This window comes from Rhodoferax sp. (assembly GCF_028715765.1).
Classification (GTDB): Bacteria; Pseudomonadota; Gammaproteobacteria; order Burkholderiales; family Burkholderiaceae_C; genus Rhodoferax.
The window spans coordinates 101,400-116,418 of record NZ_JAQURE010000001.1 but is presented as its reverse complement, the minus strand read 5'-3'; the positions used below and the strand labels follow the sequence as shown (position 1 = coordinate 116,418).

Here is a 15,019-nt window from a genome sequence, read left to right as displayed (position 1 = left end):
CGCAATAGGTACAAGTCAGAGGGCATCGGGCTGGTTTTTTGGTGCCGCTTGGACAAAAGCTTGCAGATTGGCGCAGGTCTGGTCGACTGCACAAATGAAAGGGTAAGGCGCCAGGTCGACCTGGAAGCGCCGGGCGCTTTCCACCTGGGCCACTAGGTAGGCATCGGCCAGGCCAGGCTGGCCACCAAAGCAGAAGCTGCCGCGCTTCGGGTCTGCCGCCAGCAGCTGTTCCAGTGCTTCAAAACCAGCGTTGATCCAGCAGCCGCACCAAGCCAGCACCGCCGCCTCGTCGCCATGGAGCTGGTGGCGAAGGTATTCCAGCACGCGGCGGTTGTTCAGCGGGTGGATGTCACAGCCCACCACGGCGGCCAGGGCGCGCACACGGGCGCGGTCATTCGCATCCACAGGCAGCAGCGGTGGTGTCGGGTAGCGTTCCTCCAGCCACTCGATGATGGCCGGCGACTGCGTCAGCACCAGGTCACCCTCGATCAACGTGGGGACAAAACCTTGCGGGTTCAGTGCTTTGAAGGCCGGGTCAAAGTGGGCTTCAGCGCGCAAATCAACCGCCACATAGTCCCAATCCAGGCCCTTGAGGTTAAGCACGATGCGCAGGCGGTGCGAGGTACCGCTGCGAAAGTAGTTGTAAACCTTCACCGCTCGTCAAAACTCACGGTGACGCTTTCGCTGGTCGGGCGCGACTGGCAGCTCAGCACAAAGCCTTTTTCAGTTTCCCAGGGCTCCAGACCGTAGTTTTTGTCCATGCTCACGCTGCCGTCCATGACCTTGCAGCGGCAGGTGGCGCAGACCCCTCCCTTGCATGAAAAAGGCAGGTCAAGCCCGGCAGCCATGGCTGCGTCCAGCACATGTTCATCGGGGTTCATTTTGAGCGCGTGTGCCTTGCCGTCCAGCACCACCGTGAGCGCCACCTGGCCACCAGCGGGCAGCTTCATGTGGCTGGCCAGCGCCGCCTGACGGGCTTCGGGGGTCAGGGTTTCGAGCACCGGCGAGGTGAAGCGCTCGGTGTGCACCTGTTTGGCGGGCACACCGGCCTCCAGCAACGCCTTTTCAGTGACCTCAATCATCGCCTCCGGGCCGCAAATGAACACCTCGTCCATGCTGGCCACGGGCAGCAGGGTGGCGATGAGGGCGCGTACCTTGTCGGCGTCAATGCGGCCTTGCAACAGGTCCACCTCTTGCGCCTGGCGCGACAGGATGTGAATCAGGGTCAGGCGGTCGGCAAAGCGGTCTTTCAGGTCTTGCAGCGCCTCATTGAACATCACGCTGGCCATGCTGCGGTTGCCGTAGACCAGGGTGAATTTGGCCTCTGGCTGGTCTTCCAGTGTGCTGGCCATGATCGACAAAATGGGCGTGATGCCCGAACCCGCGGCAAACCCCACGCGGTGCAAGGCGCGTGGACGTTTTGACACAAAGCGGCCATCGGGCGGCATCACTGCCAGCGTGTCACCGGCTTTGAGTTGTGTGGCCGCCCAGTTGGAGAACACGCCACCTTCCATCGGGCGGATGCCCACCACCAGCTCATGCTGTTGCTTGAGATGGCTGTGCGTGCAGCAGATGGAATAACTGCGGCGCACGTCGGCGCCGTCAATCTTGCTGCGCAACGTCAGGTATTGACCGGGCTGGAAGTCATAGCTACCCAACAGGTCATCGGGCACGCTCAGGGCAATGGCCACCGAGCCAGCGGCCTCGGGGCTGACGCGTGACACGCGCAGGTCGTGAAAACGGGGAGATTTGGACATGATGGCTCAATATGGTTTGAAGTAATCAAAGGGTTCCAGGCAGTCCAGGCAGCGGTACAACGCTTTGCAGGCGGTCGAACCAAAGTGCGAGGTCTCGGTTGTATTTTGTGAGCCGCATTGCGGGCAAAGCACCGCCAAATGTGCGCTGGAAGCTCTGTTTTTGGAAGCAAACTGGATGACGTTGGCATTCGACTCGCCGCAGCGGCTGGCATGTGGCGGGGCAATGCCGTAGCTGCGCAACTTCTCGCGCCCCTGCGCTGTCATCCAGTCGGTGGACCAAGCGGGCGCAATCTGTGTCAGCACCCGTGCCGCCATGCCGGCTTTGGCCAGGGCATTCACCACATCGTCGTGCATCTGGCTCATGGCCGGGCAGCCGCTGTAGGTGGGGGTGATCACCACTTCAAGCCCGCTGGCGGTCTGGCGCACGGCGCGCAAGATGCCCATCTCGCGCAGGTTGACGACCGGAATCTCGGGGTCGGTGACCGACTCCAGCAGCTGCCAGACGGCGTAAAACGGTTCTGATGGCTGTTTTTGGGCGATTGGGCCATCCGGCAAGACGTTCAAAGCCGCCAGCTGGTTCGGGGTGGTAGGGGTTGACATGGCACTTTCCAGAAGTCTTTTTCAGACGGCCTACCAGACCGCTTCCGGGTGCGCCCGGGCCAGGCTTTGCATCTCGGCCAGCACAAAACCCAGGTGCTCGGAGTGCACGCCGCTCTTGCCGGTGGAGACAAAGCCCCCGGCCGCCGGGCGCTTGAGCGTGGCCACTGCCAGCGCGTCGTCTACCAGCGCGTTCCATGGGTCTTGAAGTGGCTGCACATCAACCCCTTGGCCACTTTTCGCCACCGCAGATTCCATGGCGCTGGGTGTCCAGAACTCCTGCGTGTAGGGCATCAAGTGGTCAATGGCGGCCTGCATTTTGGCGTGTGACGTGTCGGTGCCGTCGCCCAGGCGCAGCAGCCAGTCGTGGGCGTGGCGCAGGTGGTATTGGGCTTCCTTGAGCGACTTGGATGCAATCGCGGCCAGCTGTGCGTCGCTGGAGGCCCTCAAGCCGTCCCACACCAGCACCATCAGCGCGCTATACAAAAAGTTGCGCCCAATCGTCACCGCGTAATCACGCTCGCCACTGGCCGTGGGAGCCAGCGCGGTGCTGTGCGGCAGCTCCAGCAGGGTGTAGTTTTTGAAATCCGGCACATCGCGGAAATAGGCCAGCAGGTCTTCGCTGGTCTTGCCGTCTTTGCGCACGGTGGCCACATGCTGGTACAGCAGGCGGGCCTGGCCGATCAGATCCAGACTGTTGTTGGCCAGCGCCAGGTCTTCTTCCAGCACCGGGCCGTGGCCGCACCATTGGGCGTTGCGCTGGCCCAGAATGAGCGCGTTGTCGGCCAGGTGCAGCAGGTAGTCTTGAAAATAGGCGGCCATCACATGTGCCCCACTTCGTCAGGAATGTCATAAAAAGTGGGGTGGCGGTAGATCTTGTCGGCGGCTGGCTCAAACATCGAATCTTTGTCTTCGGGTGCACTTGCCGTGATGTTTTTGCTCGGCACCACCCAGATGCTCACGCCTTCCTGGCGGCGGGTGTAGACATCGCGTGCCATTTGCAGGGCGTGTTGTGCGTCGCTGGCGTGCAGGCTGCCGCAGTGTTTGTGCTCCAGACCTTGTTTGCTGCGCACAAAAACTTCCCAGAGCGGCCAGTCTTTGAGCGCCGGTGCGCCGACTTCTTTGGTTTGAGGGGTTGGGGTGCTCATGCTGCTTCCTTGTGTTGGGGGGTGGGTTGGTGTTTGCGGGCGTGCGCCAGGGCGGCATCGCGCACCCATTGGCCATCGTTGTGGGCTTTGACGCGGGTCGCCAGGCGCTCGCGGTTGCACGGGCCGTTGCCGTTGACGGTGCTCCAAAACTCGTCCCAGTCAATCTGGCCGTAGTCAAAGTGCTGGCGCGCTTCGTTCCATTTCAAATCAGGGTCGGGCAGGGTCACACCCAGCACTTGGGCTTGTGGCACGGTGGCGTCGATGAACTTCTGCCGCAGGTCGTCGTTGCTGATGCGTTTGATGCCCCAGTGCATGGCCTGGGCGCTGTGCGGGCTGTCGGCATCGGGTGGGCCAAACATGGCCAGGCACTTCCACCAGAAGCGGTTCACGGCATCTTGCACCATGGCTTTTTGCGCGGCCGTGCCTTGCATCATCACCAGCAGCGCCTCATAGCCCTGGCGCTGATGAAAAGACTCTTCTTTGCAGACCCGGATCATGGCGCGGGCGTAGGGACCAAAGCTGCAGCGGCACAGCGGAATCTGGTTCATGATGGCCGCGCCATCCACCAGCCAGCCCACCACACCCACGTCAGCCCAGTTGAGCGTGGGGTAGTTGAAGATGGAGCTGTATTTGGCTTTGCCGCTGTGCAGGTCGGCCAGCATCTGGTCGCGCCCCTGGCCCAGGGTTTCGGCGGCGCTGTACAGGTACAGGCCGTGACCGCCTTCGTCTTGCACCTTGGCAATCAGGATCGCCTTGCGCTTGAGGCTGGGGGCGCGGCTGATCCAGTTGCCCTCGGGCAGCATGCCGACAATTTCGCTGTGGGCGTGCTGGCTGATCTGGCGCAGCAGGGTTTTGCGGTAGGCCTCGGGCATCCAGTCTTGCGGCTCAATTTTGCCGTCGGCAGACACCTTGGCATCAAAACGCGCCTGAAACTCGGGGTTTTCCAGGGCCGCCGGTTTGGCCGCTTTTTTCTGGCCGGGGGTCTCCTGCACGTTGAACGATTGCGTGTACATAAGTGTGACTCCTTGGGTTAAACATAACTAATTGGCCAGCCACGCTGGTGGGCGCTTGTCCAGAAACGCGGCCACGCCGTCGCGCCCTTCAGCGGTGGCGCGCTGCGCCGCAATGCGCTGGGCGGTGGCCTCGGTGATGACATCGTCAATGGGCTGACCTTGCACGGCGGCAATCAGTTCCTTGGCTGCCGTTTGCGCAGACGGCGCACCGGCCAGCAGCGGCTCAATCAAGCTGGCCAACACGGCATCGAGCCCCTCCTGCGGCGCCACCTCGTTGATCAGGCCAATGGCCAGCGCGCGCTCTGCCGAGATGCGCTCGGCACTCTGAAAGTAGCGCAACGCGTGACGTGGCCCGATGGCGCGCAGCACATAGGGGCTGATCACCGCCGGAATGATGCCGAACTTGACCTCTGAGGTGGAAAACACCGCATCAACGCTTGCCACTGCCATGTCGCAGGCGGCGGCCAGCCCGGTGCCGCCACCCAAGGCCGCGCCTTGAATGCGGGCAATGGTCGGTTTGCGCATGCCTGAGAGCGTGCGCAGCATCCTGGCAAAGCGACGCGCGTCGGCCAGGTTGTCAGCCTCACTGCCCTGAGCCGCGCGACGCATCCAGTTCAGGTCGGCCCCGGCTGAAAAATGTTTGCCGCGTCCAGCCAGCACCACCACGCGCACGCGGGTGTCAGCGTCGAGCTGCAGGCAGGCTTGTTGCAGGTCGTCAATGAGCTGCTCGTTGAAGGCGTTGAGCACTTCCGGGCGGTTCATCCAGATCGTGGCGACCTTGTGGTGTCGTTCAATGGCAAGGGTGTCAAACATGATTTTTTTCAGGAGTGTGATGGCTGGCGACCGGGGTGGCAACGGCAAGCCAACGCATGGGGCGTTGGCTTGTACCTGTCGCCCTTACTTGGCCAGCGTCCAGTCGCCGCCCTTGATTTCCAGCATCTTGAAGGCCGACAAATCCAGACCCATGTGGTCGGTGGCCGACATGTTGACCAAGCCGCCAGTGCCGACAAAACCCTTGGTGGCTTCAATCGCATCGCGCACCTTGGCCTTGTCGGTGCTGCCGGCGCGTTTGATGGCATCCACGGCCAGCATCAGGCCGTCATAGGCATGGCCACCAAAAGTGGAGACATCGGTTTTCCACTTTGCTTTGAAGGCATTGGCGTAGCCTTGGGCCACGGGCTTTTGCGGGTCGTTGGCGGCCAGTTTGTCAGCCACCAGCAACGCCGCAGCGGGCAGGCGCACCCCCTCGGCTGCTGGGCCAGACAGCTTGATGAACTCTTCAGAGGCGACACCGTGGGCGTGGTACAGCGGCAATGTCATGCCCAATTGTTTGTAGCCTTTGGTGGCAATCGCCGGGCCCTGGCCCAGGCCAAAAATGAACACGGCTTGCACGCCAGCGGTGTTGCGGATTTTGGTCAGTTGCGGGCTCATGTCGGTGTCCTTGGGGCCATAGGTTTCGTTGGCTACCAGGTCAATGCCGTACTTGGAAGCCACACCCATGGTTTCCTTTTTGCCGGACTGGCCAAAACCACTGGTCTCGGAAAACAGCGCCACTTTGGTGATGCCATGTTTTTTCATGTCTTCAAACACTTTTTCAGCCGCCATGCGGTCGGTGTGGGGGGTTTTGAAAATCCATTTTTTCACCGGCTCCACAATCACCACGGCACCGGCCAGCGAGATAAAGGGCACACCGGCTTTTTCAACCAGCGGCGCCATCGACATGGTGGCGCCGGTGGTGGTGCCGCCGACGATGATGTCGACCTTGTCGTCGTCAATCAGGCGTTTGCCAAAACCGTTGGCTTTGCTGGCGTCACTGCCGTCGTCGTAATGCACCAGTTCCAGCTGACGGCCAATCACGCCGCCTTTTTTGTTGATGTCTTCCACGTACATCTGCAGGGTTTTCAGCTCTGGGTCACCCAAAAATGCCGCCGGGCCGGTGACCGACAGCACCGAGCCGATTTTGATCGTGTCAGCGGCCATGGCGGCCAATGTGCCCACCGCCAAAGCGGCACCCACAGCGAGTTGTTTCAGTTTGAATTTCATGGTTTTGTCTCCTACAGGGTTAAAAAATTTTCATTCCGTTGCCGGATCACACGCGCTCTATCACCAGGGCAATGCCTTGCCCCACACCAATACACATCGTGCAAAGCGCATAACGCCCGCCACGCCGTGCCAGTTCAACCATGGCGGTGGTCACCAAACGGCCACCGCTCATGCCCAAAGGATGACCCATGGCAATGGCGCCGCCATTGGGGTTGACTTTTTCCTCGTCGTCCCGCAAACCGAGGTCACGCAAGACCGCCAAACTTTGCGCGGCAAAGGCTTCATTGAGTTCAATCACGTCCATCTGCGCCAGCGTCAAACCTGCTTTGGCCAGCACCTTGCGCACGGCCGGGGCCGGGCCAAACCCCATGATGCGCGGGGCCACGCCAGCGGCTGCCATGGCCACAATGCGGGCGCGCGGGGTCAATCCGTTGGCGCGGGCAGTGGCTTCGTTGGCCAGCAACAGCGCGCAGGCACCATCGTTCACGCCGGAGGAGTTGCCGGCCGTCACGCTTAGCTCGGGGCCGTTGACCCCCTTGAGCTTGGCCAGCATGGCCAGCGTGGTTTCGGGGCGGGGGTGTTCGTCGGTGTCCACCACCAGCGGGTCAGCTTTTTTGCGCGCGATGTGCACCGGCACCAGCTCATCAGCAAAGCGCCCGGCCGCGTGGGCAGCCGCCCAGCGCTGCTGCGAGCGCAGCGCAAAGGCATCCTGGTCGGCGCGCGAGATGTGAAAGTCGGCGGCCACGTTGTCGGCTGTTTGCGGCATGGAGTGCGTGTCGTACAGCTGCTTCATCAGCGGGTTGGGAAAGCGCCAGCCAATGGTGGTGTCAAACATGGCGGCACTGCGCGACCAGGCCGACTCGGCCTTGGCCATGACAAAGGGCGCACGCGACATGCTTTCCACACCACCGACAATCATCAAATCGGTCTCACCCGACTTGATGGCGCGTGCCGCCATGCCCACGGCATCCATCGATGAGCCACAGAGCCGGTTCACGGTGGTGCCCGGCACTTCTACCGGCAGGCCCGCCAACAAGCCCGCCATGCGCGCCACGTTGCGGTTGTCTTCACCGGCCTGGTTGGCACAGCCATAGATGATGTCGTCCACGCTGGCCCAGTTGACCTGGGGGTTGCGCGCCATCAGGGCTTTGAGCGGGATGGCGGCCAGGTCGTCGGCGCGCACACTGGCCAGCGCACCGCCGTAGCGGCCAATCGGGGTGCGAATGGCATCGCAAATAAAGGCTTCGGTCATACGTTGCGTGACAAGTCACGTCCTGTTAATCAAAAATAATAGCTACTCACGCTTATTTCATAAGGGCTAGAGCACTAAAAGGCTTATAAAACTGTGGTAAGGAGGCTCACAGCTGTTTGGGCCGCTCGTCAATCACCCGGCGCGCTTTGCCTACCAGCGTGCGCGGTATCGCCTCAGGGGGTAGCACGCTGACCTTGGTGGTGATGCCGATGATGGTTTTGATGTGGTGTTGCAGCTCTCTGGCAACCAGCGCCACATCCGCCGGGGACAGCTGTGCCGCCGCTTCGCGTTGCAGCTCACAACGCACTTCCACGTTGTCCAGGTGGCCGTCGCGGCTGAGCTGAATCTGGTAATTGCCTGAGAGCCGCTTGTCGCGCAATATTTGTTCTTCGATTTGCGTCGGAAACACATTCACACCACGCACGATCAGCATGTCGTCACTGCGCCCGGTGATCTTGCCCATGCGCCGGAACGCCCGTGAGGTGGGCGGCAGCAGGCGCGTCAGGTCGCGGGTGCGGTAACGAATCACCGGGAAAGCCTCTTTGGTGAGGGACGTGAACACCAGTTCGCCGTCTTCGCCATCGGCCACCACTTCGCCGGTTTCCGGGTTGATGACTTCGGGGTAGAAATGGTCTTCCCAGATCACCGGGCCGTCTTTGGACTCGATACACTCACACGCCACGCCTGGGCCCATGACCTCGGTCAAGCCGTAGATGTCGATGGCATCCAGCCCCAGTTTGCGTTCGATTTCAGCGCGCATGCCCTCGCCCCAGGGCTCCGCGCCGAAGATGCCGATCTTCAGTGAAATCTGCTCCGGCGTGATGCCTTGGCGCTCAAACTCTTCGGCAATCACCAGCGAATAACTGGGTGTGACCATGATGATTTGCGGCTGGAAGTCAATGATCTGCTGAACCTGCTTTTCAGTCTGGCCACCCGACATCGGCACCACCGTGCAACCCAGCCGCTCGGCGCCGTAGTGCGCGCCCAGGCCGCCGGTGAACATGCCGTAGCCGTAGGCGTTGTGCAACATGTCGCCGGCGCGGCCACCGGCGGCGCGAATCGAGCGCGCCACCAGGTTGGCCCAGTTGTCAATGTCTTTGAGCGTGTAGCCGACCACAATGGATTTGCCGGTGGTGCCGCTGGAGGCATGCAGCCGCGCCACCTTGTTTTGCGGCACGGCAAACAGGCCAAACGGGTAGTGGTCGCGCAGGGCGGTTTTGGTCATGAACGGAAACCGGGCCAGGTCGGCCAGGGTTTTCAGGTCGCTCGGGTGCACCCCCTTGGCATCAAAAGCGGCCTTGTGAAACGGCACGTTGTCGTAGGCGTGTTGCAGTGACCACTTCAGGCGCTGCAGTTGCAAGGCGCTGATTTCGTCGCGGCTGGCGGTTTCAATGGGGTCGAGTTCACCGGGCTGGGGGTGTTTGGCGGTCATGTCAGTCTCCTCGGGTTTGGATGTGTTGTGATGTGAATCGGGTGCCGCGTGGCGGCAGCTCAGGCGCTGGCATCGGCTTGTTCAAAGCCGGCAATCACCTCGCCTTTGATACGGTAGCTTTTCCCGCGAAACAAGGCAATGGTTTTGCCGCTGCGGGTGCGCACCGTGATGTCATAGACACCGGTGCGGCCCGACAGCGAGCGCTCCACCGCTTCGGCTTCCAGCACATCGCCTTCGCGTGCGGGTGCCAGAAAGTCGATGTTGCAACTTGAGGCCACGGTGTTCTGGTTGTAGCTGTTGCAGGCGTAGGCAAAGGCTGTGTCGGCCAGGGCGAACATGAAACCGCCGTGACAAATGCCGTGCCCGTTGACCATGTCGCCACGCACTGACATGGCCAACAGAGCGTAGCCCGGTTTGACGCTGAGCATTTGCAGGGCCAGGCCTTGGGCAGCATGGTCGCGCGACCACATGGCCTGGGTCACGGCATCAGCCAGTGCTTGCGGGTTGGCGTATGAATCGGTCATGAAAACACCTTTGCGGCATAAAGTTGCTGTTGAATCAGGGGCGAGGTGCGGTAGCGGTCTTCGCCATAGGTTTGCGCCAGATGAGCCAGCACGGTGCTGACTTGTGGCAAACCCATGGCGTTGGCCCAGGCCAGCGGGCCACACGGGTAATTGACACCCAGGCGCATGGCGGTGTCCACCGCGGCTGCGTCACACACGCCCTGGTTGACGGCATCCGCTGCCTCATTGGCCAGCATGGCCACCGTGCGCATGACGATCAGGCCGGGGATGTCTTGCAGCTGCGACACGGCAAACCCTGCTGCTTGCAGCAGACCCATGGCGCTGTGGGCGGCCGCGCTGTCGCATTGGGCGGCCACACTCACGGCCAGCCGGGTGGCTTTGGCATAGTCCAGCGCCAAATCGATCAGCACGGTGTTGGGCGTGTGGGTGTCAAAGGCGCAGCGGGTGGCGCTGCGGCCATCGGTCACGCGCAGGGTGGCGCCGCCCGCAGTGGCCAGCGCGTCGCCCATCGCCTGCGCTTGGGTGAAGCTGACGTTGTGGGTTTGCAAGCGCGTTGCCAGCGCACGGGCCGCGGCAGATGGCCCATACACCACGATGTCATGGGGCAGGTCTTGCGCTGGCACGCTGTCGGGCAGCGGTTTGCTGGCGCCGTCCTGGTAGTTGTAAAAACCCCGGCCCGATTTTTTGCCCAGAAAACCGGCATCGACCATCTCTTGTTGCACCAATGAGGGCAAAAAGCGTGGGTCATTGAAAAACGCGCGCCAGACCGAGTTGGTCACGGCAAAATTGACGTCATGGCCAATCATGTCCATCAGCTCAAACGGCCCCATGCGAAAGCCACCGGCCTCGCGGCAACACGCATCGAGCGTGGCGCAATCGGCCCCGCCCTCGGTCAACACGCGCAAGGCTTCGGCGTAATACGGGCGCGCGACACGGTTGACGATGAAACCGGGCGTGGACTTGGCGTGCACCGGGGTTTTGCCCCAGGCGGCAGCCGTGGCAAACAAGGTGTTGGCCACGTCCCGCTCGGTCGCCAGGCCGGACACCACCTCGACCAGCGCCATCAGCGGGGCTGGGTTGAAAAAGTGCAGCCCTGCCAGGCGTTGTGGGTGTTTCAGCGCCGCGCCAATGGCGGTGATGGAAATCGACGAGGTGTTGCTGGCCAGAATGCAGGCCTCAGACACCACGGCTTCCAGCTCTTTGAACAGCGTTTGCTTGACCTGCAAATTTTCCACAATGGCTTCCACCACCAGGGCCGCATCAGCCAGGTCAGCCACTTGTTCGGCCGCCTGCAGGCGCGCGCCTGCCGCCTGAGCCGCCTCCAATGTGAGCTTGCCTTTGGCCGCCAATTTTTCAAACTGGGCGCAAATGCCGTCAATCGCTTGAACCGCAGCGCCAGGGCGGTTGTCGAGCAGCTTGACGGTGTGCCCGGCGGTGGCCGCCACCTGGGCAATACCGGCCCCCATGGCGCCCGCGCCAATGACAGCGACCACGGCTTGGGTTGAAAGCGCTTGTGTCATGGCGGTTCAGTTACCGGTGAATTTGGGCGCGCGCTTTTGCTGGAAAGCGGCCACGCCTTCCTTGAAGTCGTCGCGCCAGCCCAGCTCGCGCATGAAACCGGCTTCAAAACCGAGTTGTTGTTCCAGCGTGTGGTTGGGTGCCGCGTGCATGGCCAGCCGGGTGGCGACCAGCGCGCGGGTCGGCATCTGCGCCAACTGCGCGGCCAGCTGGTTCACGGTGGAGGTGAGCTCGGCGTCGTCCACGGCCTGCCAGATCAGGCCCCATGCTTCGGCTTTTTCGGCAGGCAATTTGTCGGCCAGCATCGCCAACCCAAGAGCGCGGGCCATGCCCACGCGCTGTGGCAAAAACCAGGTGCCACCGGTGTCGGGAATCAGGCCGATTTTGCTGAAGGCCTGCAAAAACGAGGCCGATTTGGCAGCAATCACCAGGTCACAGGCCAGCGCCAGGCTGCAACCTGCACCAGCAGCGACGCCATTGACCGCTGCTACCGTGGGCACCCGCAGGTTTTGCAGTGCCAGAATCAATGGCTTGTAATGTTGCTCCACCACGGCACCAATATCGGGCTGCAAATGGCCCACCGTCATGTCGGGGTCGGCCAGGTCTTGCCCGGCGCAAAAGCCGCGGCCCGCACCGGTGATGACCAGCACACGGATGCTTTTGTCGGTTTGCACCACATCAAGCGCGCTGCGCAATTCAGCGTGCATGGCGCCGGTAAAACTGTTGAGTTTGTCGGGGCGATTCAGCGTCAGGCGGGCGATGCCGTCTTGGGCTTCAAAACGAATGTTCTGGTAGGTCATGGTGCGGCCTTAGACGTGATAACGGCGCTGCACCACGCGGAAACGGTTGGCCACAAAAGCCGAGTCCGAATACGAGGCGTTGGCCGCCGGGTTGCCGCCAGTGCCGTGGTAATCCGAGAACGCGGCCGACTGGTTGACAAACACCGCACCGGTCAGATTGATGGACAGCGCCACTTTGGCGCGCCAGGTGGCCGCCGTCATGGCTTCAATGACTTCCGGGCGGGTGGAGTAAATACCGGCGGTGAGTGCGCCGTGGGTGGCAATGACGCGCTCCGACAAAGCAATGGCAGCGGCGGTGTCGGCTACTTTCACGACAAAGGTGATTGGGCCAAAACGCTCTTCCAGGTAAGCAGATTCGTCTGCTGCATCGCAGGCCAGCAGCACCGGCGTGCGCACTTGTGCCTTGGGGAAATCGGGGTTGTCGAGCTTTTTGGAAGCCAGCAGCACGCGGCCCAAGGAGCCACCCTCTGCCAGCGCAATACGCGCCAGCGTGTCGGCCGACTGCACCGCGCCCAGCACGGCACAAGCCACTTCGGGCTTGGCCAGAAAGCCTTCAATGGCACGCGCCAAGTCCGCACACACCTCGTCATAACTCTTGTGGCCGTCTTCGGTGTCAATGCCGCCCGCAGGTACCAACAGCGCCTGCGAGGTGGTGCACATCTGGCCGGAATACAGCGACAGGGTGAACGCCAGGTTGCGCAGCATGGGTTTGTACGCGTCGGTGGAGTCGATCACCACGTTGTTGATGCCAGCCAGTTCGGCATACACCTGCGCCTGGCGGCAGTGGTCAATGAGCCACTGGCCAAACACATTGCCCCCGGTGAAGTCCACCGACTTGACCGCCGGGTGGGTCACCAGTGCTTGCGTGGTTTCGGGCTGGTTCGGCACGCACAAGGTGACCAGGTTGGGGTCGATGCCGTGCTCGGCCAATACCGCACGAAGGGTGCGCACGGTGATGGCTGCGGGCAGAATCGCATTGGGGTGCGGTTTGACAATCACCGCGTTGCCAGTGGCCAGCGCGGCAAACATTCCCGGGTAAGTGTTCCAGGTGGGGAAAGTGCCACACCCCACCACCACGGCCACACCGCGGCCGACGATCTGAAAATGTTTCTTCATCACCAGCGGCGGGTTTTTGCCCTGCGGCTTTTCCCAGGTGGCCTCAGCCGGTACAAAACTTTGCTCGCGGTAGGCGTAGGTCACGGTTTCCAGGCCACGGTCTTGCGCGTGCGGGCTGCCGGCCTGAAACGCCATCATCCAGCCCTGGCCGGTGGTCATCATCACCGCGTGGCCGATCTCGAAGCTTTGTGCGTTCAGGCGGTCCAGCATCTCGATGCACAGCCCCGTGCGGCCCTCTACTCCGGCGGCTTGCCAGCCGGTCATGGCGGCCTGGCCCGCCGCAATCAGCGCCTCGATGTCGCACACCGGGTACTGCACGTTCAACTCCACGCCATAGGGCGAGTTTTCACCGCCTTGCCAGCCGGTGCTGCCGGGCTGCTGCAGGTCAAACTGCTGGCCGAGGTGCGCTTCAAAGGCTTTTTTGCCGTCGTCCGCAGCGGTTTCGCCATAGGTCTTGGGGCTGGGCATCTCGTTGTAGGCGGCCCAGTAGCCACGGGTGTGGATGGCATCTAACGCTGATTCGAGTTTGGCGCGGTGTTTTTCGAAAAGTGGGTGGGTCATGGGGGGCCTTTGTGTCTTGATCAAATTAGTAAAAAAGATAGCTGCTTGAGCTTGTTGTATAAGGGCTAGAGGCTCAAATGTTATAAATTAATGGGGGTCAGATTCCAATTAATTTGGATTTGGTTGAGGTTTGGCTTGGCAATGGTGGGTTACAAAAGCTAAAAAATTAACCATGGCTGGCGCTCACAAGATAGGGATTGAGAGGAAGCAACTGAGTCAACGGGAACTCAAGCGCCCACCGAGCCATACCGCTCAACCATTTGGTCAATCGCCCCAAAAATCGACCCCCCTTGCGCATCCAGCATCTCAATGCGCACCTTGTCCCCAAACTGCATATAGGGCGTTTGCGGCTTGCCGGTCTCAATGGTTTCGTACATCCGCACCTCGGCAATGCAGCCATAACCGACCCCGCCGTTGGCAATCGACGAGCCCTGCAGCCCACCTTGCTTGTTCGACACCGTGCCGGAGCCAATGATGGAACCCGCACACAGTTCACGCGTTTTGGCGGCGTGGCTGATGAGTTGTGCAAAGTTGAACACCATGTCGGTGCCTGCATCGGGCTGGCCAAACAGCGCACCGTTCAGGTGAACGGTCAAGGGGCGATGCACCCGGCTGTCCGCCCAAATGGCACCCAGTTCGTCAGGCGTGACCGCCACCGGGCTGAAGGCCGATGCGGGTTTGGACTGGAAGAAGCCAAAGCCCTTGGCAAGTTCGCCGGGGATCAGGTTGCGCAGTGACACGTCGTTGACCAGCATCAGCAAGCGCACCGATTTGGCCGCCTGTTCGACATCAAGGCCCATGGCCACGTCGCCGGTGACCACCGCCACTTCAGCTTCCATGTCAATGCCCCAGTCTTCGGACAAGGCACGCACCGGGTCGCGCGGGCCGACAAACGAGTCCGAGCCACCCTGGTACATCAACGGGTCGGTCCAGAACGAGGGCGGCAATTCGGCCCCACGGGCGCGGCGCACCAGCTCCACATGGTTGACATAGGCCGAGCCATCGGCCCATTGGTAGGCGCGTGGCAGGGGAGAGTGGCAGGTGGCCTGGTCAAACACATCGGGGTTGCTGAAGGCACCGCTGTTCAAGGCCTCATACACCTGGCGCAACTGCGGCTCGCAAGCCTCCCAGTCGTCCAGCGCCGCTTGCAAGGTGCGGGCAATGGCGGGCACGGCGCGGCAGTGGGTCAAAGCGCGGTTGACGACCACCAAGGTGCCGTCGCGTCCGCCTTGTTTCAGGGTGGCAAGTTTCATGTGTG

15 protein-coding genes are annotated in these 15,019 nt (G+C 61.8%); all 15 read right to left on the bottom strand.

The window, feature by feature from the left end; all coding sequences use genetic code 11:
* Window positions 1-15: 15 nt before the first annotated feature.
* Window positions 16-654 (bottom strand): maleylacetoacetate isomerase, encoded by a 639-nt coding sequence (gene maiA / locus PHT20_RS00600; RefSeq protein ID WP_301018977.1) that lies wholly within the window; start codon window positions 652-654, stop codon window positions 16-18.
* Window positions 651-1,757 carry a 1,2-phenylacetyl-CoA epoxidase subunit PaaE gene (gene paaE, locus PHT20_RS00595; protein WP_301018976.1) on the bottom strand — a complete coding sequence of 369 codons (1,107 nt, stop codon included), beginning with the start codon at window positions 1,755-1,757 and terminating at the stop codon, window positions 651-653. Before paaE ends, maiA begins: the two co-directional genes overlap by 4 nt.
* Before the next feature lie 6 nt (window positions 1,758-1,763).
* Window positions 1,764-2,357 (bottom strand): 1,2-phenylacetyl-CoA epoxidase subunit PaaD, encoded by a 594-nt coding sequence (gene paaD / locus PHT20_RS00590; RefSeq protein ID WP_301018975.1) that lies wholly within the window; start codon window positions 2,355-2,357, stop codon window positions 1,764-1,766.
* 30 nt (window positions 2,358-2,387) lie between these two features.
* Window positions 2,388-3,176, bottom strand: a complete 789-nt coding sequence (paaC, locus tag PHT20_RS00585; protein WP_301018974.1) for a 1,2-phenylacetyl-CoA epoxidase subunit PaaC — start codon at window positions 3,174-3,176, stop codon at window positions 2,388-2,390.
* Complete coding sequence (gene paaB / locus PHT20_RS00580; protein WP_301018973.1) at window positions 3,176-3,502, bottom strand: 1,2-phenylacetyl-CoA epoxidase subunit PaaB; 327 nt, start codon at window positions 3,500-3,502, stop codon at window positions 3,176-3,178. Before paaB ends, paaC begins: the two co-directional genes overlap by 1 nt.
* Window positions 3,499-4,515, bottom strand: a complete 1,017-nt coding sequence (gene paaA, locus PHT20_RS00575; protein ID WP_301018972.1) for a 1,2-phenylacetyl-CoA epoxidase subunit PaaA — start codon at window positions 4,513-4,515, stop codon at window positions 3,499-3,501. The genes paaB and paaA overlap by 4 nt, the downstream gene beginning before the upstream one ends.
* A gap of 27 nt (window positions 4,516-4,542) precedes the next feature.
* Window positions 4,543-5,328: an enoyl-CoA hydratase/isomerase family protein gene (locus PHT20_RS00570; protein WP_301018971.1), complete on the bottom strand. Its 786-nt coding sequence runs from the start codon at window positions 5,326-5,328 to the stop codon at window positions 4,543-4,545.
* A gap of 84 nt (window positions 5,329-5,412) precedes the next feature.
* On the bottom strand, window positions 5,413-6,558 hold the full coding sequence (locus PHT20_RS00565; RefSeq protein ID WP_301018970.1) for an ABC transporter substrate-binding protein: 1,146 nt from the start codon (window positions 6,556-6,558) through the stop codon (window positions 5,413-5,415).
* Between the two features lie 46 nt (window positions 6,559-6,604).
* On the bottom strand, window positions 6,605-7,810 hold the full coding sequence (pcaF, locus tag PHT20_RS00560; RefSeq protein WP_301018969.1) for a 3-oxoadipyl-CoA thiolase: 1,206 nt from the start codon (window positions 7,808-7,810) through the stop codon (window positions 6,605-6,607).
* A 106-nt stretch (window positions 7,811-7,916) separates the two neighbouring features.
* Entirely contained in the window at window positions 7,917-9,242 is a 1,326-nt protein-coding gene (paaK, locus tag PHT20_RS00555; RefSeq protein ID WP_301018968.1) for a phenylacetate--CoA ligase PaaK, read from the bottom strand.
* Window positions 9,243-9,301: 59 nt separating this feature from the next.
* Entirely contained in the window at window positions 9,302-9,766 is a 465-nt protein-coding gene (gene paaI / locus PHT20_RS00550; protein ID WP_301018967.1) for a hydroxyphenylacetyl-CoA thioesterase PaaI, read from the bottom strand.
* Window positions 9,763-11,286: a 3-hydroxyacyl-CoA dehydrogenase PaaH gene (gene paaH, locus PHT20_RS00545; protein ID WP_301018966.1), complete on the bottom strand. Its 1,524-nt coding sequence runs from the start codon at window positions 11,284-11,286 to the stop codon at window positions 9,763-9,765. Before paaH ends, paaI begins: the two co-directional genes overlap by 4 nt.
* Before the next feature lie 6 nt (window positions 11,287-11,292).
* Window positions 11,293-12,084: a 2-(1,2-epoxy-1,2-dihydrophenyl)acetyl-CoA isomerase PaaG gene (gene paaG / locus PHT20_RS00540; protein WP_301018965.1), complete on the bottom strand. Its 792-nt coding sequence runs from the start codon at window positions 12,082-12,084 to the stop codon at window positions 11,293-11,295.
* Window positions 12,085-12,093: 9 nt separating this feature from the next.
* Window positions 12,094-13,761, bottom strand: coding sequence for a phenylacetic acid degradation protein PaaN (gene paaN / locus PHT20_RS00535; RefSeq protein WP_301018964.1), 1,668 nt, complete (start codon window positions 13,759-13,761; stop codon window positions 12,094-12,096).
* Window positions 13,762-13,988: 227 nt separating this feature from the next.
* Entirely contained in the window at window positions 13,989-15,014 is a 1,026-nt protein-coding gene (locus tag PHT20_RS00530; RefSeq protein WP_301018963.1) for a fumarylacetoacetate hydrolase family protein, read from the bottom strand.
* Window positions 15,015-15,019 lie beyond the last annotated feature (5 nt).

Excerpts from the sequence above, each read along its gene's own strand:
- PHT20_RS00570 (WP_301018971.1), bottom strand. The coding sequence starts at position 5,328 with ATGTTTGACACCCTTGCCATTGAACGACACCACAAGGTCGCCACGATC.
- paaA (WP_301018972.1), bottom strand. The coding sequence starts at position 4,515 with ATGTACACGCAATCGTTCAACGTGCAGGAGACCCCCGGCCAGAAAAAA.
- PHT20_RS00530 (WP_301018963.1), bottom strand. The coding sequence starts at position 15,014 with ATGAAACTTGCCACCCTGAAACAAGGCGGACGCGACGGCACCTTGGTG.
- paaC (WP_301018974.1), bottom strand. The coding sequence starts at position 3,176 with ATGGCCGCCTATTTTCAAGACTACCTGCTGCACCTGGCCGACAACGCG.
- paaH (WP_301018966.1), bottom strand. The coding sequence starts at position 11,286 with ATGACACAAGCGCTTTCAACCCAAGCCGTGGTCGCTGTCATTGGCGCG.
- paaD (WP_301018975.1), bottom strand. The coding sequence starts at position 2,357 with ATGTCAACCCCTACCACCCCGAACCAGCTGGCGGCTTTGAACGTCTTG.
- paaE (WP_301018976.1), bottom strand. The coding sequence starts at position 1,757 with ATGTCCAAATCTCCCCGTTTTCACGACCTGCGCGTGTCACGCGTCAGC.
- pcaF (WP_301018969.1), bottom strand. The coding sequence starts at position 7,810 with ATGACCGAAGCCTTTATTTGCGATGCCATTCGCACCCCGATTGGCCGC.
- paaK (WP_301018968.1), bottom strand. The coding sequence starts at position 9,242 with ATGACCGCCAAACACCCCCAGCCCGGTGAACTCGACCCCATTGAAACC.
- PHT20_RS00565 (WP_301018970.1), bottom strand. The coding sequence starts at position 6,558 with ATGAAATTCAAACTGAAACAACTCGCTGTGGGTGCCGCTTTGGCGGTG.
- paaI (WP_301018967.1), bottom strand. The coding sequence starts at position 9,766 with ATGACCGATTCATACGCCAACCCGCAAGCACTGGCTGATGCCGTGACC.
- paaN (WP_301018964.1), bottom strand. The coding sequence starts at position 13,761 with ATGACCCACCCACTTTTCGAAAAACACCGCGCCAAACTCGAATCAGCG.
- paaB (WP_301018973.1), bottom strand. The coding sequence starts at position 3,502 with ATGAGCACCCCAACCCCTCAAACCAAAGAAGTCGGCGCACCGGCGCTC.
- paaG (WP_301018965.1), bottom strand. The coding sequence starts at position 12,084 with ATGACCTACCAGAACATTCGTTTTGAAGCCCAAGACGGCATCGCCCGC.